This window comes from Kribbella sp. NPDC048837, assembly GCF_055586945.1.
On the sequence record NZ_JBVJHF010000007.1, the window covers coordinates 83,386 to 106,236 of the forward strand.

Genomic DNA, 22,851 nt, shown 5'->3' on the forward strand with positions numbered 1-22,851 from the left:
CGTGGGGCAACCCGGGGCAGATCGATCTGCCCCGAGCTCCGGCGCCGTCGGCGCCGGGTTGTTGAGGAGGGGCGCCGTGCTCTCCCCTCCAACCGCCGCCCGCAGGGCGCCGGGGTTTGGAGCCTCCGGCTCGGGCCGCGCAAGGGTCCGAGCCGGAGGTGTCTGGGGGTCAGAAGGCGGTCTCGGGGAGGTCCATGATGTCGAGGTCGGTGAGCTCGGCCTTGATCCGCTCGGCCCGGACCGTCGGCATCGTCGAGCGCACGAACCACTGGGCCGCGGCCACCTTGCCGGTGTAGAAGTCCTGCTCGCTCGGGGACAGCTCGCCGCCGAGCGCGTTCAGCGCGACCTCGGCCTGCCGCAGCATCAGCCAGGAGCAGACCACGTCGCCCAGCACGAACAGCAGCCGTGAGGTGTTCAGGCCGACCTTGTAGATGTTGCGCGGGTCGCCGTTCTCGGCCTGCGGGTTGCTCGCCATCAGCGCCTGGCCCATCACGCCCAGGATCTTCTGGGTGTCCTCCAGGCCCTTCGCCAGCAGCGCGCGCTCCTCCTTCAGCCGGCCGTTGCCCGCCTCGGAGGCGACGAAGCCCTGGATCTGGTCGGCCAGGTGGCCGAGTGCCTTGCCCTGGTCCTTGATGATCTTGCGGAAGAACAGGTCCTCGCCCTGGATCGCGGTTGTGCCCTCGTAGAGTGTGTCGATCTTCGCGTCCCGCACGTACTGCTCGATCGGGTAGTCCTGCAGGAAGCCGGATCCGCCGAACGTCTGCAGCGACTCGGTGCCGAGCAGCGTCCACGACTTCTCCGAGCCGTAGCCCTTGACCAGCGGCAGCAGCAGGTCGTTCACACCCTCGGCGACCGCGTCGTGCTCACCGGCGTACCGGGCCTGCTCCGCACGGTCCTGGTAGGTCGCCGTGAAGAGCACGAGCGCCCGCAGGGCCTCGGCGTACGCCTTCTGCGTGAGCAGCGACCGACGGACGTCGGGGTGGTGCGTGATCGTCACCCGCGGCGCGTCCTTGGCCGGCTGGGTCATGTCCGCGCCCTGCACCCGCTCCTTGGCGTACTCGAGGGCGTTCAGGTAGCCGGTGGACAGCGTGGCGATGGCCTTGGTGCCGACCATCATCCGCGCGTACTCGATCACCTGGAACATCTGCGCGATGCCGTCGTGCACCTCGCCGAGCAGCCAGCCCTTGGCCGGTACGCCGTCGCCGAAGGTGATCTCGCAGGTCGTGGAGACCTTGATGCCCATCTTCTTCTCGACGTTCGTGACGAAGGCGCCGTTGCGCTCCCCGGTCAGCTCGCCGGTCTCCAGATCGAAGTGGTGCTTCGGTACGACGAACAGGCTCAGACCCTTGGTCCCCGGACCACCCACACCCTCGATGCCCTGCGGCCGGGCCAGCACCAGGTGGACGATGTTCTCGGTCAGGTCGTGCTCGCCCGAGGTGATGAACCGCTTGACGCCCTCGAGGTGCCAGCTGCCGTCCTCCTGCAGCGTCGCCTTGGTACGCCCGGCGCCCACGTCGGAACCGGCGTCCGGCTCGGTCAGCACCATGGTGGCGCCCCAGCCGCGCTCGATGATGTGGTGGGCGATCTTCTTGTCCCGCTCGGTGCCGTTGCGCCAGAGGACATGCGCGAAGTTCGGGCCGGCGGCGTACATGTGCACCGGCGGGTTGGCGCCCAGCACCAGCTCGGCGGCGGCCCAGCGCAGCGACGGCGGGGTCGGCTGGCCACCGAGCTCGGCGGGCAGCTCGAGCTTGAACCACTCGGCGTCCATGTAGGCGTGGTAGCTCTTCTTGAACGCCTCGGGCATCCGGACCTCGTGCGCCTCCGGGTCGAAGACCGGCGGGTTGCGGTCGGCCTCGGCGAAGGACTCGGCCAGCTCGTGCTTGGCCAGGCGGTCGATCTCGGCCAGCACCTCGCGCGCGGTGTCGACGTCCATGTCGGCGTACGGGCCCTGCCCGAGCACCCCGTCACGGCCCAGGACCTCGAGCAGGTTGAACTCGATGTCCCGCAGATTCGACTTGTAGTGGCTCACAGGGTTCCCCTAGCGTCGTCGTCTTACTCACGAGTAACTTGAGTATATACCCGTCGGTAATGAAGCAAAAGCGGGTTAGCTGTGACCTGTGACCAGGCTGATATACGAGACGCACTCGATCACCCTCGACAACGAGAACGGCATCGCGACCGGCTGGCTGCCCGGCGAGCTGTCGGAGGAAGGGATCCGGGAGGCGGCGGCGATCGGTCCGCGGCGCCGCGACGTCGACGTGGTCTTCAGCTCCGACCTGCGCCGGGCGGTGCACACGGTCGAGCTGGCCGGCCTCGGGGTCCCGCACTTCCAGGACTGGCGGCTGCGTGAATGCAACTACGGCGAGCTGAACGGCGCACCGGTCGACGCGCTCGATCCGCGCGTCGACCGGGTGCACAAGCCGTTCCCCGGCGGACAGTCCTACTGGGACGTGCTCGAGCTGACGCGGTCGTTCCTCGAGGACATCCGGCGCTGGCACGACGGCCAGGTGGTGCTCGTGGTCGCCCACTCGGCGAACCGGTGGTCCTTCGAGCACCTCCTGGGCAGCCGGGCGCCGCTCGAGGAACTGATCGCCGCGCCGTTCAACTGGCAGCCGGGGTGGGAGTACCGGTTCTAGGGCGTGTAGACGGTCGCGCCGCCGTAGAGCTTCTGGGTGAACGCGGACATGTAGGTGTGGGTGTCCGCCTCGGTCAGGTTGTAGGTGAGGAAGACGCCGTACCCTTCGTCGACCGTGCGCTGGGCCAGACTGGCCGCGGTCGACGAGCTCGTCGCGGTGTACGACACGGCGGCCGGGGACAGCCGCGACTTCGAGCTCGGGCCGCTCGGCACACCCCAGGTGCCGTAGTACGGGTTCCAGGCGTAGTTGAAGGTGTTGGCGATGCTCTCGCCGTTGTAGGTCAGCCGGTCCGCGGCCGGGCCGATGTCGTAGAGCGTGATCAGCTTGTTCGGCAGCTTCTTGCGGAGGGCCTGGACCAGGTAGACGAAGGAGAAGTCGTTCGGCTGGCCGGTGCCGTTGTTGCCGTATTCGGCGTACTCGTCGTCGAAGTCGATGCCGTCCAGTCCGTACTGGTTGACCGTGTCGGCGAGTTCCTGGGCGAACGCATCGGCGGCGGCCCGGGTCGGGAAGTTGGCGAAGCCGGCGCCCTGGTGGTTGCCGAGGATCGACAGCAGGACCTTGATGCCCTTCTGCTGCAGCGGCCGGACCTGGGTGGCGACATTGTCGAGCACGTTCTGGACGTTCTCGTTGCAGGACAGGTAGGCCTTGGTGCCGTCGTAGTTGATGTTCGCCGCGAAGATGACCGCGACGTCGATCACCTGGGCGCCGCCGTTCGCCAGCGTGTACTGGCCGGCGCTCAGCATGCTGTGGTCGTTCACCTCGATGTAGGCGACGGTGACCGGTCCGGTCTTCCGCGCCCGGCAGCGCTTGGCTTGTGCCTCGGCGGGCAACGCGACGCCGGTGGCGGCAGCGGCGGTGCCCGCGGCGAGAGCTGACAACAGGGTCCTTCTCCGCATGAGCTGTGAACTCATTCGATCGACTCCTCGTCAAGGGTGGGCGATGGCTATATCGGTTAAGTTCCTGTCGCCACCCGGCCGGGAGTCCACGTGGCGACAGGAGATAAACCGGTATAGCGACACCGATCATCGATCGGCCGGAAACCGGTGTCAAGGGTTCACCGCAGCGCGACCACCTCGGTCCTGCCGTCGATCTCCACCCGCACCTCGGCGTCGGTGCCGGCCGGCACCAGCAGGGCGCTCGACCGCGCCGCGCTCCACGCGCCACCGTCGTACCGATAGGACAGCCGGGCGTCCCTGCGGGCGACGGCCCAGCCCTGGCCGCCGGGCAGCTCGATCGACACCGGGAGGACGGCGTTCCGGTCCGGGATGCCGCCGGGCACGATCGTGGTCTTGCCGGCCTTCGGCGTGAGTACGGCGTACACCCGGGTCGGGTCGGCGTCGAGCTGCTGCTCGCCGAGGTAGACCGCGGTCCCGTTCGCGGTCACGCCGTACCCGACCCAGATCGAGTGCGCGACCCCGTAGGCGGTCTTGTCGCTCACGGCGGAGATCGCGCTGTCGAACCGGTCGCTCGCCGTACCGCGGAGGCTGTCCGCGCCGGCGGTCATCGGCCAGAACGCGTAGTCCGGGAAGCCGGTCCAGAGTCTGCGGTCGTCGGTCTGTTCCGGCGGCGAGGCGTTCACGTCGCCATTGACGATCGACAGATCGGAGAAGCCCTGCGGCACGGGGAGTCTGCTGATCCGCAGGTTGCTGAGGTTCTGTCCGGCGGGCAGTTTCACGACGCTCACCTGGTCGACGAACTGCAGTGGCGTGAACTCGCGGGTGACCGACCCGTTGGCGGCGTACGTGCGTCCGGCCGACCAGCCGATCTTCTTGCCGCCCAGCTGCACAGTGACCAGTGCCTTCGAGCCGGCCTTGTCGACCACGAAGCCGGCAGCCATCGACGCTCCCGGGACGGGGTAGCCGTCACCGATCACCACGGGTTTGCCGTCCTTGTCCTCACCGACGAAACCGATCAGCGTGGCAACGCCCTCGTGGTCGAGTTGGATGTCGGAGTGCTTGCGGAGATCGGAGTACTCGACGACGATCGCGGCCCGGCCGCCGGGGGTGTTCCCGGCCCACGCGACCTTGGCGTTGCCCTGCATGCGGTCGAAGATCCCGCGGCTGTAGTTGGCCGACTTGCGGTGGCTCGTCCGCCAGGCCGTGAGTACGTCCTGGAGATAGGCCTCGTCGCCGGCCAGGTCTCCGCGGGTCGGGCCGTTCATCAGGAAGGCGTACGGGTCCCCGGGCCGCGGTGTCGACGCGACCGAACTGTCGGTCAGGTGGTCGACGATGGCCGGCGCGGTGACGGCCACGCCACCGGCGACGACCACGGTCACGGCGGCCGCACTCAGCGAGAGGAACCGGCGCCGACGCAGCCGGCGGGCGCCGCCGAGGCGGGCACGGTCGAGCAGGTCGGGTGGTGCGTCGATCCCGTCGACGCCGGCGCTCAGCCGCTCCTTGAGTTCGGTCTCGGTCATCGGAGTCCTTCCAGGATCGCGGGTTCGGTGATCAGGCGGAGCCGGTCGAGGGCCCGGGAGGCTTGGCTCTTGACGGTGCCGAGCGAGCATCCGAGCGCGTCGGCGGTCTGGGCTTCGGTGAGGTCCTCGTAGTACCGGAGCACGATGACCGCGCGCTGCCGCGGCGGCAACTCCTGCAGTGCGGTCAGCAGCTGGTCCCGAACAGCGAGGCCCTCGGCGCCGTCGGGCGTCGCCTGGTCGTGGTCGGCCAGGGCCACCTCCGGCTTGCGGCCCTTGCTGCGCCATCGGTTCGCGGACAGGGTCGCGAGCGTTCTCCGCGCGTACGCCTCGGGCGCCGTGTGGATCCGGCGCCAGCGGACGTACACCCGCTCGTACATCTCCTGGACGAGGTCCTCGGCCGCGGCCCGGTCGCCGGTCAGCAGTACGGCGGTCCGCAGCAGCCGGGTCGAACTGCCCCGGACGAACTCGTCGAAATCGTCACCGCGCGTGACCATGCACCCCTCCTCGGTCATCGGTCTGGTAAGGAGGTAGACACCGGCGCCGTGCGGAAGGTTGCATCCCCGGGTCGCGCTCTCGGTTAGTAATAGACGAAGATGGATCCGGCGGGTGGGGGAAAGTTACGGGAGGGGGACCCGATGTTCCCGACCCGGGCGCGCTACACCGGGCTCGGGCTGGCGTACTCGTTGTCGAACGCGGTGTTCTCGGGATCGGCCGGGCTGATCATCACCGAGTTGATCAAGCGGACCAAGAACATCGACATCCCGGCCTGGTATGTGATGGTGACGTGTGCGGTGAGTGTGGTCGCACTGCTCACGTTGCGCGGAGACGACCACCGACGAGAGTTGCGTGACTGACATGCGAGTCATCGGCCTGATGTCCGGGACGTCGTACGACGCGATCGACGCCGCCGCCGCGGACCTGCGGCTGGAGGGGGACGAGCTGGTGCTGACGCCGCTCGGCCTCCTGAGCCAGCCCTATCCGGATCGGCTGCGGGCGGAGCTGGCCGCTTCGTTGCCGCCGGCAAGTACGACGGTGGAGCAGGTGTGCCGGCTGGACACCGGGATCGGGCAGGCGTTCGCGGAGGTGGCGCGGCAGGCGGTCGAGCAGCTGTGCGGCGGGTCGGCCGATCTGATCGTGTCGCACGGGCAGACGGTGTTCCACTGGGTCGACCAGGGCTCGGTCCTCGGCACGCTGCAGCTGGGACAGCCGGCCTGGATCGCGGAGGCGACCGGGGTTCCGGTGGTGTCGGATCTGCGGGCGCGCGACGTCGCGGCCGGTGGGCAGGGTGCGCCGCTGGTCAGCATCATCGACGTGCTCTGGTTGCGCGGGCTTCCCGGCGTACCGGTTGCGCTCAATCTCGGTGGGATCGCGAACATCACCGTGGTGCACGACGAACCCGTTGCCTTCGACACCGGCCCGGCGAACGCGCTGATCGATGCGGTGGTGTCGGAGCTGACCGGTCGCGCGTTCGACGCGGACGGCGTGATGGCCGCGCGCGGGCGGGTGCACGAGGGGTTGCTGGAGCGGTTGCTGGCGGATCCGTACTACGAACGGCCGGCGCCGAAGTCGACCGGGAAAGAGCTGTTCAACCTCGCGTACCTCGCTCGGGCGCTCGAGGGGCTGCCCGAGATCCCGGCCGACGACATGGTCGCGACGGTGACGACGCTGACCGCCCGGACCGTCGCCGACGCGGTCCGGCGGTACGGCGGGACCGAGGTGATCGCGTCCGGCGGCGGGATCCGCAATCCGGTGCTGATGCATCTGCTCGCCTCGGAGGTCGGCGTACCGGTACGGACCACCGACGAGCTGGGGCTCCCGTCCGCGGCGAAGGAGGCCTACGCGTTCGCCGTGCTGGGGTTCCTGACCGTGCACGGGCTGGGCGGGACGGTGCCGAGCTGCACCGGCGCGCGCCACTCGAGCGTCCTCGGCTCGATCACTCCCGGGGCCGGCGGCCTGCCCGGTGTCCAGTCCGACGCACGACCTCCAGTGCGCCTCCTGGTCCGGTGACCGCACACTATGACTGTGACGAGGTTGTTCGTGGTGACCGGGGCACCCGGTTCAGGGAAGTCGACGGTGGTGCCGGAGCTGGTCCGGCTGAGCCCGGGGAACCTGGCCGTGATGGACATGGACGAGTTGCTGGACGATCACGGCCGGCTGCTCGGGATCGACATCGCGAGTCCGACCGCGGCTCCGATCTGGCCGGCGTACAACGCGCTGTGGCTGCGGATCACGGAGCTGATCCGGCGGTCCGGGATCCCCGTGCTGCTGCTCTCGCCGCTGTTGCCGACGGAGCTCCCGGAGGGGCGATGGTTGCATCTGGACTGCCCGGACGCGGTCCGGCGGAAACGCCTGGCCCTGCGGGGGTGGCCGCCCGCGCAGATCGAGGAGGCAGTGGCGGACGCCGCCGAGCTCCGCAAGCTCGTGCCGCGGTCGGTGCGCGGCGACGTCTCGCCGGAGCGGTCCGCGAGGAGCATCCTCGACTGGATCCGCGGCGAGCGCTTCGGCAAGACGCTGAACCTGTGGGGACGGCTGCGCAGTTGACCTTCAGGCTGCTCGAAGGAGCAAGGTCGCGGCATGTTGACGATCAGTGAATTCGCCCGCTTGGTGGGGCTGGCGCCGAGCGCGCTGCGGTTCTACGACGACTGCGGCCTGCTGCCGCCCGCGTCGGTGGACGGCACGAACGGCTACCGGTACTACAGCCCCGCCCAGCAACCCCGGGCCCGGTTGCTCCGCGACCTGCGCGAGATCGACCTCCCGCTGGCCGAGGTCCGGGTGGCGCTCGACGCCGATCCCGCCGTACTCGCGGATGTCGTGCGAGCTCACCTCCGCACGGTCGAGGCCAAGACCGCCGCGGCCCGGGCGGCCGCCGACCATCTCCTCACCCAGTTGCTGGCCGAGCGGACGTCGGTGGTGCTCGGCGGTGCCGAGTTCGCCAGTGCGGTCCGGCAGGTCGCGCCGGCCGCGTCCGCGTCGGACGAGTTCCCGGCCCTCGACTGCGTGCTGATCGAGCTGGCGCCGGACGAGGTGACGTTCGTCGCGACCGACCGGTATCGGCTGGCGGTGCGGTCGGTGCAGGCGGTGGAGTTCAGCGGCCCGGCCGCGCAGGTCCTGGTCCACGCCGACGAGCTGACCGGGCTGAGCAGGTGGGCAGCCGCCGGCGAGGTCGTACGGCTGGAGGTCGGACACCTCGGGGCCGGGCACCTCGACGCCGACCCTGTGAGTGCCCGGCTCGTGCGGGGCGACGAGGACCGTGAGATCACGGTCGTCGATGCGGACTATCCGGCGTACCAGGCAATCCTGGACGGCCTGGCCCCTGCGGAGTGCCGAGTGGTGGTCGACCGAGCAGCCTTGCTCACCGCCCTGACGGGCCGGGAGGTAGTTGCCTTCGACATCGACGCGACCGGCCTACGGATCGACGACGAGGTCACCCTCGACGTGATCGGCTCCGGCACGTCCCGCATCGGCTTCACCGCCCCCCTCCTCGCCGCCGCCCTCGAAACCAGCGTCGGCCCCGACGTCCTCCTCGAAATCGGCCCCTCCGACCGCCCGGTCATAGTCCGCTCAGCCGACCAAGGCACCTTCACCACCCTCGTCATGCCCGTCCGGCTCGACCCAGCAGGCGCCGCATAGCGCCGTACCAGGACATGACAATCATCCGGCTCAACGTGACACCGGCCGGGCGGCCGCCGGAGCGGCCTGCTCAGGTGGGAACTCGATTTCGGAGGTGGGGGCCGTAGTCCTGTACGACGGCGTATCCGATCAGCCCATCGGCGTCGTACCCGACGGCACTTGAGGAGATCAGAAGCCCGGTTATTGACAACATGTTGTCGTGATGACAGGATGTTGTCTATGAGGACAGCTTATGTGGGCGTGTACGAGACGTTGGCGGACTGGGAGATCGGGCATCTGCTGGTGGAGTTGCGGACCGGGCGGTTCACCGGGGTGCCGTGGCAGGTGGTGACGGTGGGGGAGTCGGCCGAGCCGGTGGTGACGATGGGCGGGATGCGGATCGTGCCGGACATGGTGCTGGCGGATGTGCGGCCGGACGACGGGGATCTGCTGGTACTCGCGGGATCCGCGCTCTGGGATGACGGGCAAGGGGACGCGTTCGCCAAGCTGGCGCAGGAGTTCCTCGACGAGGGGATCCCGGTGGCGGCGATCTGTGGTGCGACGGCCGGGCTGGCGCGGGCCGGTCTGCTCGACGAGCGCAAGCACACCAGTGCGGTGAAGGAGTACCTGCAGGCCACCGGCTACCGGGGCAGCGACAACTACGTGGACGAGCGGGCCGTCGTCGGCGGCGACCTGATCACGGCCGGCCCGGACTCGCCCGTGCAGTTCGCGCGGGCGACGCTGCACCGGCTCGGGCTCGCGGACGAGCGGAAGCTGGACGCGTACGAAGGCGTGTTCCACCGCGCCGACCCGGCCGCCTACCCGATCCTGGTGGGATGACGGTTCCACCTCGCGAGGACTGGCCCGAGCCGGCCGGGCAGACGGAAGGTGGTGCGCTGTTGACCGACGTCATCATCGCCACCTTCCGCCTGAACGCGCGGCTGATGGAGGCCGCCCAGGACCTGGCCGCGCACGGCGGACTGACCGCCGCGTGGTGGCAGGTCCTCGGCGGCGTCCTGGACGAGCCGCGCTCGGTCGCCGACGTCGGCCGGATCATGGGCGTCAGCCGGCAGGCGGTCCAGCGCATCGCCGACCTGCTGGTCGAGCGCGGCCTGGCCGAGTACCGCCCGAACCCGGCCCACCGCCGCGCCAAACTGCTCGCCTGCACCGAGGCGGGCTACTGGGCGATCCGGCAGATCTCCGTCGCCCAGCACCCGTGGTCCGCGGGCCTCAGCAAGTCCGTCGACCTCGACGACCTTCGTACGACGCTCGCCACCATGCAGACCCTGATCACCAAGCTCGAAGAAGCCTGACCGTCAGACTGCGCCCGTACGTGTGTTGCGTGGTGAACGTCAGCCGCGTCCCGGTGATGGTGCGCGTGACCTGAACTCCGGGCACTGGGGACTGCGTCCGCAGGTACTGTCCCCAGAGGTTGATGGTGATGGTGTCGCGCTTGGTGGTCGGATCCGAGACGGCAACGGTGACGGCGTCCGCCGCGCGTTGGAGGAGGACGGACGCGGGGCCCTCGACGGTGAGGCCGGGAAGGTTGTGATGACCCGCGGTGAAGCTGTTGGCGGCGGTGAGGCGGAGTCCGAGATGCTGGATCGCCTGCAATCGTTGGGTGTTCGCGAGCACCGCGATCCGGCCGTGCTGGTACGAGCGCAGTGCGGATTCCGTTGCGTTAGGCACCAATGCGTAGGCGAGTGACCGGGTCGATCCGGCCGGCTGGGTGACGGTGAGACCGAAGACCTGCTTGGTCACCGCGGTGTCCGGATTCGAGGTCCGCACCACTCGCCGGCTCCGCGTCACCTGCTCGAGTCCGACCGACACCGGGGTCGGCTGCAAGAAGTAGTACCCCATCGAGACGGTGCCGTTGGAGTAGCGGAGCCAGCGCGGATCCGTCGTACCGCTCCACGGCCGGCCGTCCCACCGTGCGCCGGTGATCGCGACAGCATCCCCAGCAGCCGCGATGCGGGTGTCGATCGTTGTGGTCACCGCGCGACTCGAGTCGCCGACTCCGGCCGCGAGTACGACGATCTCGTCGTCGAGCAGGAACCACGACTTTGTCGCCGACGCGTTGCGGTAGACCACGAAGTCGTCCGGCAGAATGTCCCGCGACGCGTAGGCGAAGTCGTCCGACTGCACCCACCCGACCGCGCCGAGAGCATTCAGGGTCGCGCCACCGGAGTACACGTTGGTCCCGGTCGGGAAGTATACGTAGGTGTTCTGCGACTCCGACGACGACGTGAAGTTCAACGGGTGCGAGGGATTGTCGTAGTACGCCGTCCCGTACAGCTCCGGGATCGTCTTGCGAGCCTCCACCGGCGCGGTCACCCCAGCGAGCCCGTACGGCGAGACCGTCGTGAAGTAGTCGACGCCGTACGCCTGGGTCTGGTCCTGGCCCGACAGGTAGAGGTAGTGCGCGCCGTCGCCCTGGAACCACGGCATCAGGTTCTCGCCGCTCATGTACTCGTACTTGCTGATGCGCTCTGAGTTCCGCGCCAGCGCGAAGGCGAAACCCGGTCGCCGGTGTACGGTCCGGTCCATCGCGTTGAACGCCGTACTGCTCGCGGCCGGGTTGAGGTCGGCCGGCACGATCGAGGCGTCGGCCTTGATGTCCGCGAACCGCGCCACGCTCACCGGCGACACGAAGGACGTCGGATTGATCGTCGGGCGGGCGGTGAACTTCACGAACGACTTCAGCCGGGCCGCGTCCGCGCCGGTCGCGTAGTCGGCCAGGTCGACGATCGCCTCCACGATCACCGCGACGTCGTCGTACCCGGTCGCCGTCCGGGACACCGCGCGACCCTTGACGATCTCCATCATCCAGCCCTCGAAGATCAGCGGCGCGAACCCGTGCTCGACCCAGCCCTGGACGACGCCGACGAGGTCGTCGCTCTGCGCGTACTCGGTGCCGGCGAGCACCTTGATGGTCTGCACGACCCGGCTGAGCAGGGCCTTTCCGTACGAGCCGGTGTACGCGACCGACGCGTGCTGGAGGAACGAGCCGTCCGCGTAGTACCCGTCGGTGACGCCGTGCTGCAGGTTGTACGGGTCGACGGTCGCGAACACGGTGAACTGGTCCTGCAGCGCCTTCCGGATCCGCGCGTCGTCGCCCATCAGCGCGCCCTGCAGGATCCGGTTGGCGGTGATGTCGACGAGATTCGCGCCGGTGTGGAAGCGCGAGTCGAGGTCGACGTCGCCGTCCTTGCCGTTGCGCAGGTAGGCGTCCATCGAGGGCACGTACTGCGCGATCAGGGCGGCCGGCGCGTCGAGCAGTGCCAGCGTCTTCGACACGTACGTCGAGATGCCGATCTCCCACGTGAACCAGTTGCCGTAGTACCCCTTCGACTGGTCGCCGTAGTAGTTCTCGTGCAACCAGACCAGCTTGTCGGCGACGCGCGTACGGACCTGCTCGTTGCCCTGCAGGCCCGACGCCGGGCCGGGGCGCTTGGTCGCGAGCGCGATCTCGTAGAGGTGCTGGTACGACGCACTCAGATTCGGATCGCTGGTCCCGAGGGGGAGCCCGGCGAAGAGCTCACCGGCGCCGGCCCGGTCCATCGACGCCAGCCAGGTCCGGGCGGTCGCGTCGAGGGCGGCGAGCTTGGCCGCGACCTCCGGGCGGCCATTGGATTCCGCCGTACCGGCGTAGATCGCGATCGCGTTGGCGAGCAACTGGCTCGGATCAGCCATGGCTTCGAGGGTGGCACCTCGGGCGGTCGGCGCGGGGTTGACCGCGGTCAGCAAAGCAGTGGCGGGCACGAACGACAGCAAACGGCGACGGGTGATGTCCACAGAAACTCCCAGGCGGATGGGAAAAACCTCACCCCGAGAGTCAATCAGCCGCCACTATCTTTCAGCAACCGCTTACCGCAGACTTCTCGCCGGTTCTGGGCCGTGACGTTCTCGATCGGCTGGAGCGCAGTTTGTCCGCCAGGTTCCGCCACAGGGAGTCAGAGGTAGACACTCGCTTGCCAGCGTCGGTCGGGACATGCGCAGAGTTGAGCCGCCGGACGGAGAGAGGAAGCACAATGACGGACGCGGACGGCTTCCTGAGCGTCGCCGAGGCGTGCGTGCGCCTTCGAGTGTCCGATCGGACGCTGCAGAGGCTGGTCAGCGATGGAAGGATCGCGAGCTACAAGCGTGGTAAGTATCGTCGCTTCTTGGATGAGGACCTCGACGACTACCTGGGCAGGATCACGAGCTCCATCCCTCCGGCGGCCGACCGGCTCACCACGCGAGCGGTGGCGATGCGGCTCGGCGTCTCGACCCGGACCGTTCAGCGGATGCTGTCCACGGGCCAGCTCAGGGGTTACCGGTCAGCCGATGGGCGGGTGTACTGCTCGGCGACAGAACTGGATTGGCTTTCCGACCACGTGTGGCGGCGGGGGCCGGGCACCGAATCTACGAAATGACCAGTGAACGTCTCGGCGGCCTCGCACTGCCACCGTGGCTTGTGGCGCTCCTGGTTTGCCTTGTAGCCGTGGTATGGGCCGTCGATCGCATCAGCGACGTTGTGCTGAAGGTCAAGGCGACCCATGCCGCACTGAGAGCGAAAACACCAACCGAACGGGAACATGCGAGGCTGGTTCTGAAGGAGTTCACGGCTGCTGACCGGCGGGCTCCGCGGAGCAGTGCGACCTCCGACGACATACCTGACCGTCGGACGGGTGACCTATGACGTGGATTGCGATGGCATCCTTCCCAGGTGACGACGCAGACATCACCCGACAGCCGGCTCGGCTCGGCTCTCCGGTTCACCACCGAGCTGGTCGCCTGGGTCGCGACCCCATGGGCGCTGGCTCCGCACTCGATCCTGCTCGCCGTCGTGGCTGACGTCGTACTGATCGGGTTGCCGACGGTGTTCCAGACTCCGGGCGACAAGCCGCGGGTGGTTGTCGCGGTGCCTGGTGTGATGACGATTCTGCTGGTGTTGCTGCAGTTGGTGGCTGCGGTTGTTGCCGCGTGGGTTGCGTGGCCGATGGTTGTTGCGGTTGGGGTGAGCGTGCTGGCGGTCGCGTGTGTGGTGACCGAGCGAGCGCGGTGGCGGTGGTTGTTACGAGCCGCCGGCGCCGACTAGTTGGCCGTCCATCGAGAGGATGCGGATGGGGCTGCCTGCGGTCTTGGTGGGGATGACCAGGGCTACCTGGTGGAGGTAGTCCTGGTGGAGGGTCTGGGTGTACTTGACCATGCTGCTGAAGGCGGTCGCCTCGCCGCTGGTCCAGTAGGCGTTCGATCCCGGCTCGACGCGCTGCAGGTACTGCTCGGTGAGGGCGAGGAAGACGAGTGCCTCGCCGGTCGAGGTGATGAACGCGACCGGCTCGCCGGACGGCGCGAACGTGTCGTCGACGCTCGCGATGTACGACTCGGCGGCGTCGGTGACCTTGGTCTTGGCCCGCAGTTCGAGCAGCTTCGCCATCCCGGGGGAGGGCGTGAACAGCTTCGCCTGCGGGGCCTTCTGGCCGCCGGTCAGGTACGCCGCGAGGTTCGCGCCGGCCGCGGCCGGCAGGCTGACGAGCTTGTCCAGGTCGGCCTTGGCCGGGGTCCGCAAGCCGTCCAGGGGCGGCAGCTTCATCGCCTTCGACGGGTAGACCGAGTTCGTCAGCAGCCACGGCGCGCCTGCGCTCTGCCGTTGCCAGACACCGAGCTGGCGGGTGTCGGGCGCGCCGGAGACACCGGAGTCGACCACGAACCGCATCGGGTACGCCGCGAACTCGGGCGCACCGATCGTCGGCTCGGTGAACGAGAACGGCTTCTCCTTGTCCTTGCCGGTGGTGTCGAGCTTGCGGCCGATCAGGTACCCGGCGCGGGTCTGGGCCAGGGTCGGGTTGCCCTCGATCGTCTCGGACAGCTTGGCGTCGCGGGTCTGGTTGGCCTGGTTGTTCAGCTCGTTGTAGCGCAGGACGACGGCCTGGGCGTCGGCGAGCGTGACGGCCGGGCGGGTCTCGACCGCGGCCGCGCTGTTCTTGGCCGGCAGCAGCCCACAACTCGTTGTCGTCAGCAACATCGCGCCACTGGCGAGCAGCGCGGCCGTCCGCCGCACCGCCTCATCACTCTTCTGAAACTCCGGCGACTCCACCAACGAAACCGTCCCCGCCCCCTCCACCCCCGAAGCCACGATCTGCTCGCCGCGCGCCTGCTCGTCGTTCGCGCGGTTGTCGTACTCGCGGCTGTCGTATGCGGGGGTGGTCTGCGCGGGGCTCGTCTGCGCGGGCGCGGTCTGTGCGGGCGCGGTGCGGGTGCGGGCGGGGGCGCCCACCGCGGTGAGGAAGACGGGGGCTTTCGCCCGGGCCACGGCGGCCGGCGACATGAACATCGGCGCGGCCGGGACTGCCGCAGGCGCCGGCCGGGCCGGCGCGAACGGGCTGACACGATGCGGCGCGAACGGCGAGACCCGCTCATGCACCGGCGCGACCTGCGCGGCACCCCGGGACAACCCGGCCGACCCAGCCACCCGCGGCGGCTCGACCGATCCAGCAACCGCGCCTGGCCCGACCGGTCCAGCAACAGCGACCGGCTCGACCGGACCGGCAGCGGCGACCGGCTCGACCGATCCGGCAGCGACGGCCGACTCGACGGATGCGGCGACCCGCGTCTGGGAGGACGCGGCGACCAGGCCGGGCTCGGTTGACCCCGCAATCGCGCCGGGGTCGGCTGGTGCGGTGATCAGGCCCGGCTCGGCCGACGCGGCAACCGTGGCTGGCTCGGGTTTGGCGACTGGGGTCGGCTCCAGCGGCGGCGCGGGGCGAGTGGCGACGGGCGACAGGGCGGCGGCTGCGGCGGTGGAGCGGGTGGTGGCGGAGCGGGCGGTTGCGGCCGAGAGGGCGGCCAGCTGGGTGGCGGTGGGCGGGATGATGCGGGTGGAGACCGGGACGGTGAGCGGGGCCGCGGTCGCCGGGTGGCGGCGGAAGGTGAGGGTGAGGCCGAGGGCGAGGAGCAGTACGCCGACGCCCAGGCCGACCAGGGACAGGCCGAACGCGCGGTGGACCTCGACACCGAAGGTGACCTGCGCGCCGACCGCCGGACTGCCGTCCGCGTTCATCACGACGACGTCGTACCGCCCGTCCTGGATCGGCCACGCGACGGACGCCTCCCCGGTGCCGGACTTCGCGACCCACCAGTCGAGCCCGCTGGGCTGCGTCAGTGTCGTGGCCCGGCCGCGCATCTCCTGCGTGCCGAACGTGGCCGGCGGGTCGAAGCGGATCACCCGGGTGTGCGCGGACCCGGCCAGGTAGTCGCGGACGTCGAGATCCTGCCCGACGCCGACGAACAGCGGCTTGTCGCCGGTCGCGGTCACGTGCAGGGTCGGGCCGTGCCGGTCCAGCAGGTCGGGCGCGGTGACGACGGCCAGACCCTGACTGGTCAGCTCCCGGCTCGACGTGGAGATCGTGTTGTCCGGGCCGACCAGCCAGAAGGCCGCCACGGCTCCGGCGACGGTGACCACGAGGCCGGCCAGGGTGAGCACCAGGCCCAGGGCGGTGCGGGCGAAACGCATAAGGAGGCTCCCGTTGTACGACGAACCCGGACCCGCGGCGGGTGGACCGGGCAACGGGCCCTCCCGCCGGGACCCTCAGTGGTCCGACGATCACCCGTTGCCACTGAATAACTGAGCGCACAAGAATCTGTTACGCGACTGCCACGTTCCGTCTCGCCCCGGTGGCCCTCAGTGCAGGTATGAGGCCCCGTTGAAGTCGAGGACGGCGCCGCTCGACCATCCCGCCCGGGGTGACGCGAGCCAGTAGATGGCGTCGGCGACCTCCTCGGACGTCGCGGTGCGATGGAAGGGGCTCTGAGCGCGGATCGCGTCGCCACCGGGGCCGGCCAGGATGGTCTCGGTCATGTCGGTGGAGATGAATCCGGGCGCGATTGACGTCACGGTGATGTCATGTGGCGCCAACGAGACCGCCAGTGACTGTCCCAGCGAGTGCAGTCCGGCCTTGGAGGCGCCGTACGCCGGCACGTCCGGCTCACCGCGGTAGGCGCCGCGCGACCCCACGTTGACGATCGCGCCCCGCCGTACGCCCTCGGCGGGATCCTTGTCGAGCATCTGCCGGGCCACGCACCAGGTCACGTGCGCCGCCCCTTCCAGATTCACCGCCAGCGTACGGCGCCAGGCCGCGACCCACTCCTCGTACGACGTCTCCGCGAGTGGGTGACCGATGCGACGGGACCCGCCGACCGGCTCGTCGACGAACAGGGCCGCGTTGTTCACGAGAACGTCGATCCGGCCGAGCACTGCGGCCGATTCTTCAACCAGGGAAGGGATTGTGGCCGGATCACCGAGGTCCGCGGCCACCACCGCATGACCGTCGCCGGGCAGGCCGGCCCGGACTTCCTCGGCCCGGTCGACCGCGCCCCGGCAGTGCAGCACGACCCGGTCGCCGGCCTCCGCGAACGCTCGCGCGGCGGCCGCGCCGACACCCCTGGACGCGCCTGTGATCAGTACTCCTCTGGACACCGTTCCTCCTGTGGTCGAGTGGCCCACATTCTGCCTGTGCCGCCACCATGACGACGCCATGACATCAGAAGGGGTTGACAGTGACGTCACGGTGACGTCATGCTTGCTGTCATGGAACTTGACCACTATCTCGAGTCGGTACGGCGGAGCGTGGAGAACGCCACCGCCCTGGCCGACGACCAGACTCGCTCCGTGGCGCAGCGCCTCGGGGCCACGCTGGATGACGCGGGCCGCCTGGCCCTCATCTCAGCCCTGTCCGACGCCGCCGGGGAGATCAGCCGCGAGCTGTCCCCCGGTTCGGTCGAGCTCCGGATGGCTGGTGGCCGTCCCGAGTTCGTGGTCACGCCGGCCCCGAGCCAGCTGACCGGTCCGGACGACACCGACGACATCGACGACGAGACCCACACCGAGGCCGCCGAGCAGGTGATCCTGGACGCGGACGAGCCGACCGCGCGGATCACGCTGCGGCTGCCGATGTCGGTGAAGAACAAGGTGGACGAAGCCGCCGCGGCCGAGGGCATCTCCTCGAACGCGTGGCTGATGCGCACCGTGATGACCGAGCTGAGCGGCCGCGGTGGCCCTCGCCCGCCCCGGCCGCCGCGCCCGCCGCGCGGTGGGATGTTCGGCCCGGACGGACCGCTCGGTCCCAACGGCCCGCTCGGACCCGACGGGGTCTTCGGACCGGACGGCGTGTTCGGCCCGGGGGGACCCTTCGGTGAGGAAGGCGTCTTCGGATCGGAGCGCGGGCGGCGTGGCCGTGACCGTGGTGACCGCGACCGCCGTCGCGACGACCGCGATCAGCGCCGCGAGGACAAGGACCGCCGCCGTGAGCAGCACCAGCGCCGTGGTGGCCAGGGCCCGGGACAGCGGATGACGGGGTGGGTCCAGTGAGCGGGTTCAGCAGCCAGATCGTCGAAGAGGCGAGCAAGATCGACCGGGTCCGGATCGACATCGGCTCCGGCAAGGTCGAGATCGTGCCGAACGACGGCACCGAGACCGCGGTCACGCTCGATGTCGACAGCGGCCGCGAGGACGACGTCGTCTTCACCGTCGAGGACGGCGAGCTGATCGTCGAGGGTCCCCGCAACGTCCGGGGTCGTGGCCCGGAGATCCAGGTCCGGATCGCCACCCCGGCCACGCTGGACGCGCGGATCAAGACCGGCTCCGGCGACATCGACGCCCGGATGCCCTTGGGTACGGCGCGGTTGTCGACCGGCTCCGGCGACATCAAGCTCGACCGGGTCGAGAGCGACCTGGGCGTCAGCACCGGCAGCGGTGACGTCAAGGTCGAGCACGCCGCCGGCGTGGTCCGGGCCAGCACCGGTTCCGGGTCGATCGAGATCGGCGAAGCCGCCGACTCGCTGGGCCTGAGCACCGGCTCCGGGGACGTCAAGGTCGGCGACGCCGGCGGTCCCACCACTGTCAAGGTCGGCTCGGGGGACATCACCATCGAGCGGATCCGCGACCACTCGGTCGCCACCTCCGGCTCGGGCGACGTCACGGTCGAGATCGCCGACGGGCCGAGCGTCCAGGCCGAGACGGCCCGCGGTGACGTCGAGATCGGGGTTCCCGACGGCGTCCCGACGTACCTGGACCTGAAGACCGTCACCGGGCGGATCCGGTGCGACCTGGAGCCCGGCGACAAGCCGGCCGAGGGCGACCGCGCGCTGATGCTGCGGGCCCGCACCGTCTCCGGCGACATCACCGTCGTCAAGGTCTGACACCACCATCACCCAGAAGGTTCCGCCGCTTCGGCGGCGGGACCTGGGCGAAGCACTGCCGAAAACAGCCAGGACACACACATCGCACGGGGACAAGTGAGGGGAAGCATCATGATCACCGAACACGAAGAGATCGCACGCTACCGAGTCGCCGAGCAGCTGCGGGCCGCCGAGGCCCGGGCCCAGCGCAACGACCGCAAGCCGGCCGGTACGACGGGTCCGCGGCACGGTCTCGCCACCGCGCTCCGCCGGATCGCCGACCGTCTCGAGCCCGCCTCCCGCCGGCTGGCCGAGCCGCAGCCCCGCCACCGCGGCAACGGCCTGTCCGTCGTCCGATGACCGGCCTCCAGCTGACCGCCCCGCCGCTGACCGGCGCCCAGCTGACCGCACCCCCGCTCACCGTGGGCCCGAGTATGAGCGGACCCAAGGCGAGCGGGGCCAGGACAAGCGGGACGAAGGCGAGCGGAACGAAGGCGAGCGCGACCAGCACGAGCGGGACGAGGACGGGCCGGTCGGCGAGCGGCGTACCGGCGACCGGCGTACCGCTCACAGGTGCGGCTGCCGCGCTGTGTGGTGTGCTGCATCGCCTGGGATTGGTGACGGTGGGCACCCCGAGCCAGCACTGACGCTGCAGCTACCTGCAAACCCCTGTGGATAACTGCGATCGGGACCCGCGAACACTGCTAGCGTTCAGGCGATCATTCTCGGTCGACACCTGGGGAGAGTAACCAACGATGCTGCGTCCGATGGTCGCAACAGCCGCCGTCACCGCCGCCGTCGTCCTGCTGGCCGGCTGCGGCGGCGACGACAAGAAGTCCGATGCGAAGCCCGCGGACGGTGCGCAGTCCACCTCCGCGACGCCATCGGCCCCGCCGGTCGCTTCCTTCGACCCGCCGAAGGCCCTCAGTGCCGTCTCGGCGTTCGGCGTCCCGAAGACCGCGACCGACAACACTTACTCGATCTCGGCCGGCATGGTCGGCCAGACCTCACTGGTCGCCTCCAAGACCGGCCTCGTCGGCCGCAACATCGCCGCCCAGAGCGACCCGTGGACCGTGCCGTCGGCAACCGCCGAGACCACCACGACCACCGCCCACACCACGCCGATGGCGGTCCAGCTGGACGGCAAGGACGTCGTCGCGATCGCCTACGTGCAGACCGACAAGGGCAACGGCACGCAGAAGGCCAAGGGCCAGGTGCTGTTCCAGTGGCTCGACGCCGCCGACGGCAAGAAGGTCGCCGAGGTGACCGCGGACCTGACCCCGGCGGTCGGCGCCGGCGGCAGCGGCGACAACGTGGTGAGCCAGGCGTACGACGCCGCCACCGGTCAGATCGCGGTCGGTGTCTCGGCCGGCTCCGAAGCGGCCGCGACCAAGGCGGGCCAGAGCTTCACCGTGTACGCCGACCCCGCGACGCAGAAGTCCACCGTCGTCCCGTTCGTCGCCCCGGCCGGTGTGCTGAACGGCACGGTCGTCGGCGCGAAGGGAACGAACGCCGAAGGTGCGCACGACGGCACGATCGTGGTCTTCGACGGCGCCACCGGCAAGATCAGCAAGCAGATCCCGACCAAGCAGAACTACCTGAAGCCGGCCGGCAGCGGCACCAAGCGCGCCTACCTGTCCAGCTCGTCCTACGTGCCGAACGACAAGTCCGTGGAGTCCGTCTACAACAACGTCCTCTGGTCCGTGGACATCGCGACCGGCGCCGTCGTCCAGCTGAAGTCGCAGCTCGGCACCGGCGACGACCTCTACTTCACCTGCCTCGGCGACCAGGCCACCGCGGTCGTCTGCACCACCGGGAGCAACGGCCAGGACGACGAGATCCTCGGCATCGACGACAACACCGGCAAGAAGACCTGGGGCTACACGAACGCGTCGGCCAGCCGGGTCGTGCCCTTCGTCACCGCGGCCTTCCACGGCGTCGTCTACGCGAAGACCGACGCCCAGGCGGTCCTGATGGACGCGACGAACGGCCAGGACATCCCGACCGGCGCCGCCACCCCGAGCGGCACCCCGTCGGACGGCACCACTCCGTCGGACGGCACGTCGCCGAGCAGCACCCCGACGCCGGACGACAGCAGCCCGACGCCGGGCAACGGCCTCCAGGAGCCGGGCACCGCGTTCGGCTCGGACCTGTCGCTGTACGACACCAAGCTCGGCGCCCCGTCGCCGACCGCCGTGACGAAGTACGGCGGCGCCTACCTGCAGGAGGCGCTCGGCGACGACCTCGACAACGAGAAGATCCTGGTCGTGCTGAAGCCGACCGCCTGACCCACCGGACGGTACGACGAAGGCCCCCGAGGCGACCTCGGGGGCCTTCGTCGTCCTACACGTCGGTCCGGTGGAAGTTCTGGTACGAGCGCGACGGCGTCGGGCCGCGCTGGCCCTGGTACCGCGAGCCGTACTTCGCCGAGCCGTACGGATGCTCGGCCGGCGACGACAGCCGGAAGAAGCAGAGCTGCCCGATCTTCATCCCCGGCCAGAGCTTGATCGGCAGCGTCGCCACGTTGGACAGCTCCAGCGTGACGTGCCCCGAGAACCCGGGGTCGATGAACCCCGCGGTGGAGTGGGTCAGCAGCCCGAGCCGGCCCAGCGAGGACTTGCCCTCCAGCCGCGCCGCCACGTCGTCGGGCAGCGTCACCAGCTCGTACGTCGACCCCAGCACGAACTCACCGGGGTGCAGGATGAACGGCTCGTCCCCCTCCGGCTCGACCAGCCGGGTCAGGTCCGGTTGTTCCTCGGCCGGGTCGATATGCGGGTACTTGTGGTTCTCGAAGACCCGGAAGAACCGGTCCAGCCGTACGTCGACACTCGACGGCTGCACCATCGCAGCATCGAACGGATCCAGCTGGACCCGCTTCGCGTCGAGCTCGGCCAAGATGTCACGGTCGGAGAGCAGCACGAACGCAACTTACCGCAGCGTGCTGCTCTTCCGCCTCGCCTCAGTTGGTGCGGACGCCCGGCGGCCGATCATCCGGAGCCCTCAGCTCTCCGGCGGGACCACGCCACCAGACCTCCACCGGCCGGTTCGGCACCGTTGCGGCGCGCCGAAACCTGGGCCTGAGGCAACTAACTCAGCCGGCCAGCTTGTTGAACTTCGACACCTGGGTGGCGAAGGTCTTGACCTGCGCCGGCGACCAGTCCTTGAGCAGGTCCTCGATCACCTTGTGCCGCTTCTTCCGGGCCGCCGCCAGCTTGCGCTTGCCGGCCGCCGTCAGCGTCAGCAGGGTCGCGCGCGCGTCCGACTTGTCGGCCGCCCGCTTCAGCAGGCCCTCTTCCTCCAGCCGCGCGCAGGCCCGGCTGACCGGACCCTTGTCCACCTCGAGTGCCGCCACCAGGTCCGCCATCCGCACCGGCGCCAGTTCCTCGACGTGGTTCAGCAACGCGTACTGCGCCGGCTCCAGGTCCGGGTGCGCTTCGTCGGACAGCGTCCGCTGCAGACCGCGCAATCGCCGTGCCATCGTGACGAGCTCCTTCTCCAGGTTCTCCAGCGCGTCACTTGTGTCTGTTGCCACCGTTCACCCCTTCATCCAGTTGCCCCGCAACCATTTTGTCCGGTCCGTGCGAGGACCGCATCCTCACGTTGCGTCGAATGTTGCCCCCGGCAACGCGTTCTAATCTGCCAGAAGATGACCACCCTGCCCAGTCCTGAGCGTGCCCTTTGTGGAAAACTGCCCAAGAACCCCGATCGCAAACCGCCGGAAACCCCTTTTCGATGCGTTCGGCATCATCCGTCGCGGCATTCCGCTGACCTCGCAACAACCAGCCGGCCGCGGCACGCCGGACCCCTCGTGCCCTCGCCCCCACTGATCGGCTATGCTCGTCTGCGCCTGCCGGTTCCGCCGGCTGCGCGGGTGTAGTTCAATGGCAGAACATCAGCTTCCCAAGCTGACAGTGCGGGTTCGATTCCCGTCACCCGCTCCGAATCAAAGCCCCAGGTCGACGGCAAGTTTCTGACCTGGGGTTTCGTCATCCCGGTGACCGGCTACCGCCGCTGTCATCGCCTGCGCGACGC

The 22,851-nt window shown here is 69.6% G+C and carries 23 protein-coding genes and 1 tRNA gene; 15 read left to right on the forward strand and 9 right to left on the reverse strand.

Going from position 1 to position 22,851, the window contains the following annotated elements:
* Window positions 1-169 precede the first annotated feature (169 nt).
* A complete protein-coding gene (locus tag ACZ6O0_RS30065; RefSeq protein ID WP_465768374.1) occupies window positions 170-2,029 on the reverse strand; it encodes an acyl-CoA dehydrogenase in 1,860 nt (619 codons plus the stop codon).
* 88 nt (window positions 2,030-2,117) lie between these two features.
* On the opposite strand from ACZ6O0_RS30065, the gene ACZ6O0_RS30070 reads away from it, so the two are divergent.
* Window positions 2,118-2,636, forward strand: a complete 519-nt coding sequence (locus ACZ6O0_RS30070) for a histidine phosphatase family protein (RefSeq protein ID WP_465768375.1) — start codon at window positions 2,118-2,120, stop codon at window positions 2,634-2,636.
* Here the strand turns inward: ACZ6O0_RS30070 and ACZ6O0_RS30075 are convergent.
* The 3 genes from ACZ6O0_RS30075 to ACZ6O0_RS30085 form a co-directional block, all read right to left on the reverse strand.
* The gene (locus ACZ6O0_RS30075) at window positions 2,633-3,547 is read right to left on the reverse strand and encodes an endo-beta-N-acetylglucosaminidase H (protein WP_465768376.1); all 915 of its coding nucleotides are present in this window, start codon (window positions 3,545-3,547) and stop codon (window positions 2,633-2,635) included. The two genes, ACZ6O0_RS30070 and ACZ6O0_RS30075, sit on opposite strands and share 4 nt — an antisense overlap.
* Window positions 3,548-3,690: 143 nt before the next feature.
* Window positions 3,691-5,052 (reverse strand): hypothetical protein, encoded by a 1,362-nt coding sequence (locus ACZ6O0_RS30080; protein WP_465768377.1) that lies wholly within the window; start codon window positions 5,050-5,052, stop codon window positions 3,691-3,693.
* Window positions 5,049-5,546, reverse strand: a complete 498-nt coding sequence (locus ACZ6O0_RS30085) for a SigE family RNA polymerase sigma factor (protein ID WP_465768378.1) — start codon at window positions 5,544-5,546, stop codon at window positions 5,049-5,051. The genes ACZ6O0_RS30080 and ACZ6O0_RS30085 overlap by 4 nt, the downstream gene beginning before the upstream one ends.
* A 141-nt stretch (window positions 5,547-5,687) precedes the next feature.
* Here ACZ6O0_RS30085 and ACZ6O0_RS30090 point away from each other — a divergent pair, with 141 nt between their 5' ends.
* The 6 genes from ACZ6O0_RS30090 (at window position 5,688) to ACZ6O0_RS30115 (ending at window position 9,974) form a co-directional block, all read left to right on the forward strand.
* Window positions 5,688-5,906 carry a hypothetical protein gene (locus ACZ6O0_RS30090; RefSeq protein ID WP_465768379.1) on the forward strand — a complete coding sequence of 73 codons (219 nt, stop codon included), beginning with the start codon at window positions 5,688-5,690 and terminating at the stop codon, window positions 5,904-5,906.
* Between the two features lies 1 nt (window position 5,907).
* Entirely contained in the window at window positions 5,908-7,059 is a 1,152-nt protein-coding gene (locus tag ACZ6O0_RS30095) for an anhydro-N-acetylmuramic acid kinase (protein ID WP_465768807.1), read from the forward strand.
* Window positions 7,060-7,074: 15 nt separating this feature from the next.
* A complete protein-coding gene (locus ACZ6O0_RS30100) occupies window positions 7,075-7,593 on the forward strand; it encodes an AAA family ATPase (RefSeq protein ID WP_465768380.1) in 519 nt (172 codons plus the stop codon).
* 33 nt (window positions 7,594-7,626) lie between these two features.
* Window positions 7,627-8,682 carry a DNA polymerase III subunit beta family protein gene (locus ACZ6O0_RS30105; protein ID WP_465768381.1) on the forward strand — a complete coding sequence of 352 codons (1,056 nt, stop codon included), beginning with the start codon at window positions 7,627-7,629 and terminating at the stop codon, window positions 8,680-8,682.
* Window positions 8,683-8,901: 219 nt separating this feature from the next.
* Window positions 8,902-9,501: a DJ-1/PfpI family protein gene (locus tag ACZ6O0_RS30110; protein ID WP_465768382.1), complete on the forward strand. Its 600-nt coding sequence runs from the start codon at window positions 8,902-8,904 to the stop codon at window positions 9,499-9,501.
* Window positions 9,498-9,974 (forward strand): MarR family winged helix-turn-helix transcriptional regulator, encoded by a 477-nt coding sequence (locus ACZ6O0_RS30115; protein WP_465768383.1) that lies wholly within the window; start codon window positions 9,498-9,500, stop codon window positions 9,972-9,974. Before ACZ6O0_RS30110 ends, ACZ6O0_RS30115 begins: the two co-directional genes overlap by 4 nt.
* Here the strand turns inward: ACZ6O0_RS30115 and ACZ6O0_RS30120 are convergent.
* A complete protein-coding gene (locus ACZ6O0_RS30120) occupies window positions 9,952-12,456 on the reverse strand; it encodes a polysaccharide lyase family 8 super-sandwich domain-containing protein (RefSeq protein WP_465768384.1) in 2,505 nt (834 codons plus the stop codon). The genes ACZ6O0_RS30115 and ACZ6O0_RS30120 overlap by 23 nt on opposite strands.
* Window positions 12,457-12,692: 236 nt before the next feature.
* Here ACZ6O0_RS30120 and ACZ6O0_RS30125 point away from each other — a divergent pair, with 236 nt between their 5' ends.
* On the forward strand, window positions 12,693-13,076 hold the full coding sequence (locus ACZ6O0_RS30125) for an excisionase family DNA-binding protein (protein WP_465768385.1): 384 nt from the start codon (window positions 12,693-12,695) through the stop codon (window positions 13,074-13,076).
* A 293-nt stretch (window positions 13,077-13,369) separates the two neighbouring features.
* On the forward strand, window positions 13,370-13,741 hold the full coding sequence (locus ACZ6O0_RS30130; protein WP_465768386.1) for a hypothetical protein: 372 nt from the start codon (window positions 13,370-13,372) through the stop codon (window positions 13,739-13,741).
* Here ACZ6O0_RS30130 and ACZ6O0_RS30135 read toward each other — a convergent pair.
* Entirely contained in the window at window positions 13,718-16,156 is a 2,439-nt protein-coding gene (locus ACZ6O0_RS30135; RefSeq protein ID WP_465768387.1) for a DUF8094 domain-containing protein, read from the reverse strand. The genes ACZ6O0_RS30130 and ACZ6O0_RS30135 overlap by 24 nt on opposite strands.
* 168 nt (window positions 16,157-16,324) lie before the next feature.
* Complete coding sequence (locus ACZ6O0_RS30140) at window positions 16,325-17,119, reverse strand: SDR family NAD(P)-dependent oxidoreductase (RefSeq protein ID WP_465768388.1); 795 nt, start codon at window positions 17,117-17,119, stop codon at window positions 16,325-16,327.
* Between the two features lie 111 nt (window positions 17,120-17,230).
* On the opposite strand from ACZ6O0_RS30140, the gene ACZ6O0_RS30145 reads away from it, so the two are divergent.
* From ACZ6O0_RS30145 to ACZ6O0_RS30165, 5 genes are all read left to right on the forward strand, one after another.
* Window positions 17,231-18,010: a hypothetical protein gene (locus ACZ6O0_RS30145; RefSeq protein ID WP_465768389.1), complete on the forward strand. Its 780-nt coding sequence runs from the start codon at window positions 17,231-17,233 to the stop codon at window positions 18,008-18,010.
* The gene (locus ACZ6O0_RS30150) at window positions 18,007-18,840 is read left to right on the forward strand and encodes a DUF4097 family beta strand repeat-containing protein (RefSeq protein WP_465768390.1); all 834 of its coding nucleotides are present in this window, start codon (window positions 18,007-18,009) and stop codon (window positions 18,838-18,840) included. The genes ACZ6O0_RS30145 and ACZ6O0_RS30150 overlap by 4 nt, the downstream gene beginning before the upstream one ends.
* Window positions 18,841-18,951: 111 nt before the next feature.
* Window positions 18,952-19,179, forward strand: coding sequence for a hypothetical protein (locus ACZ6O0_RS30155; protein WP_465768391.1), 228 nt, complete (start codon window positions 18,952-18,954; stop codon window positions 19,177-19,179).
* Entirely contained in the window at window positions 19,176-19,466 is a 291-nt protein-coding gene (locus tag ACZ6O0_RS30160; protein ID WP_465768392.1) for a hypothetical protein, read from the forward strand. Before ACZ6O0_RS30155 ends, ACZ6O0_RS30160 begins: the two co-directional genes overlap by 4 nt.
* A 120-nt stretch (window positions 19,467-19,586) precedes the next feature.
* Window positions 19,587-21,107: a hypothetical protein gene (locus ACZ6O0_RS30165; protein WP_465768393.1), complete on the forward strand. Its 1,521-nt coding sequence runs from the start codon at window positions 19,587-19,589 to the stop codon at window positions 21,105-21,107.
* 55 nt (window positions 21,108-21,162) lie between these two features.
* Here ACZ6O0_RS30165 and dcd read toward each other — a convergent pair whose 3' ends face one another.
* Both dcd and ACZ6O0_RS30175 read right to left on the reverse strand, forming a co-directional pair.
* Window positions 21,163-21,738 carry a dCTP deaminase gene (gene dcd / locus ACZ6O0_RS30170; RefSeq protein WP_465768394.1) on the reverse strand — a complete coding sequence of 192 codons (576 nt, stop codon included), beginning with the start codon at window positions 21,736-21,738 and terminating at the stop codon, window positions 21,163-21,165.
* Between the two features lie 172 nt (window positions 21,739-21,910).
* Window positions 21,911-22,351, reverse strand: coding sequence for a MarR family winged helix-turn-helix transcriptional regulator (locus ACZ6O0_RS30175; protein ID WP_465768395.1), 441 nt, complete (start codon window positions 22,349-22,351; stop codon window positions 21,911-21,913).
* A 335-nt stretch (window positions 22,352-22,686) separates the two neighbouring features.
* Between ACZ6O0_RS30175 and ACZ6O0_RS30180 the strand changes: the two genes are divergently transcribed.
* A tRNA-Gly gene (locus tag ACZ6O0_RS30180) sits at window positions 22,687-22,757 on the forward strand.
* The last annotated feature ends 94 nt before the right edge of the window (window positions 22,758-22,851 follow it).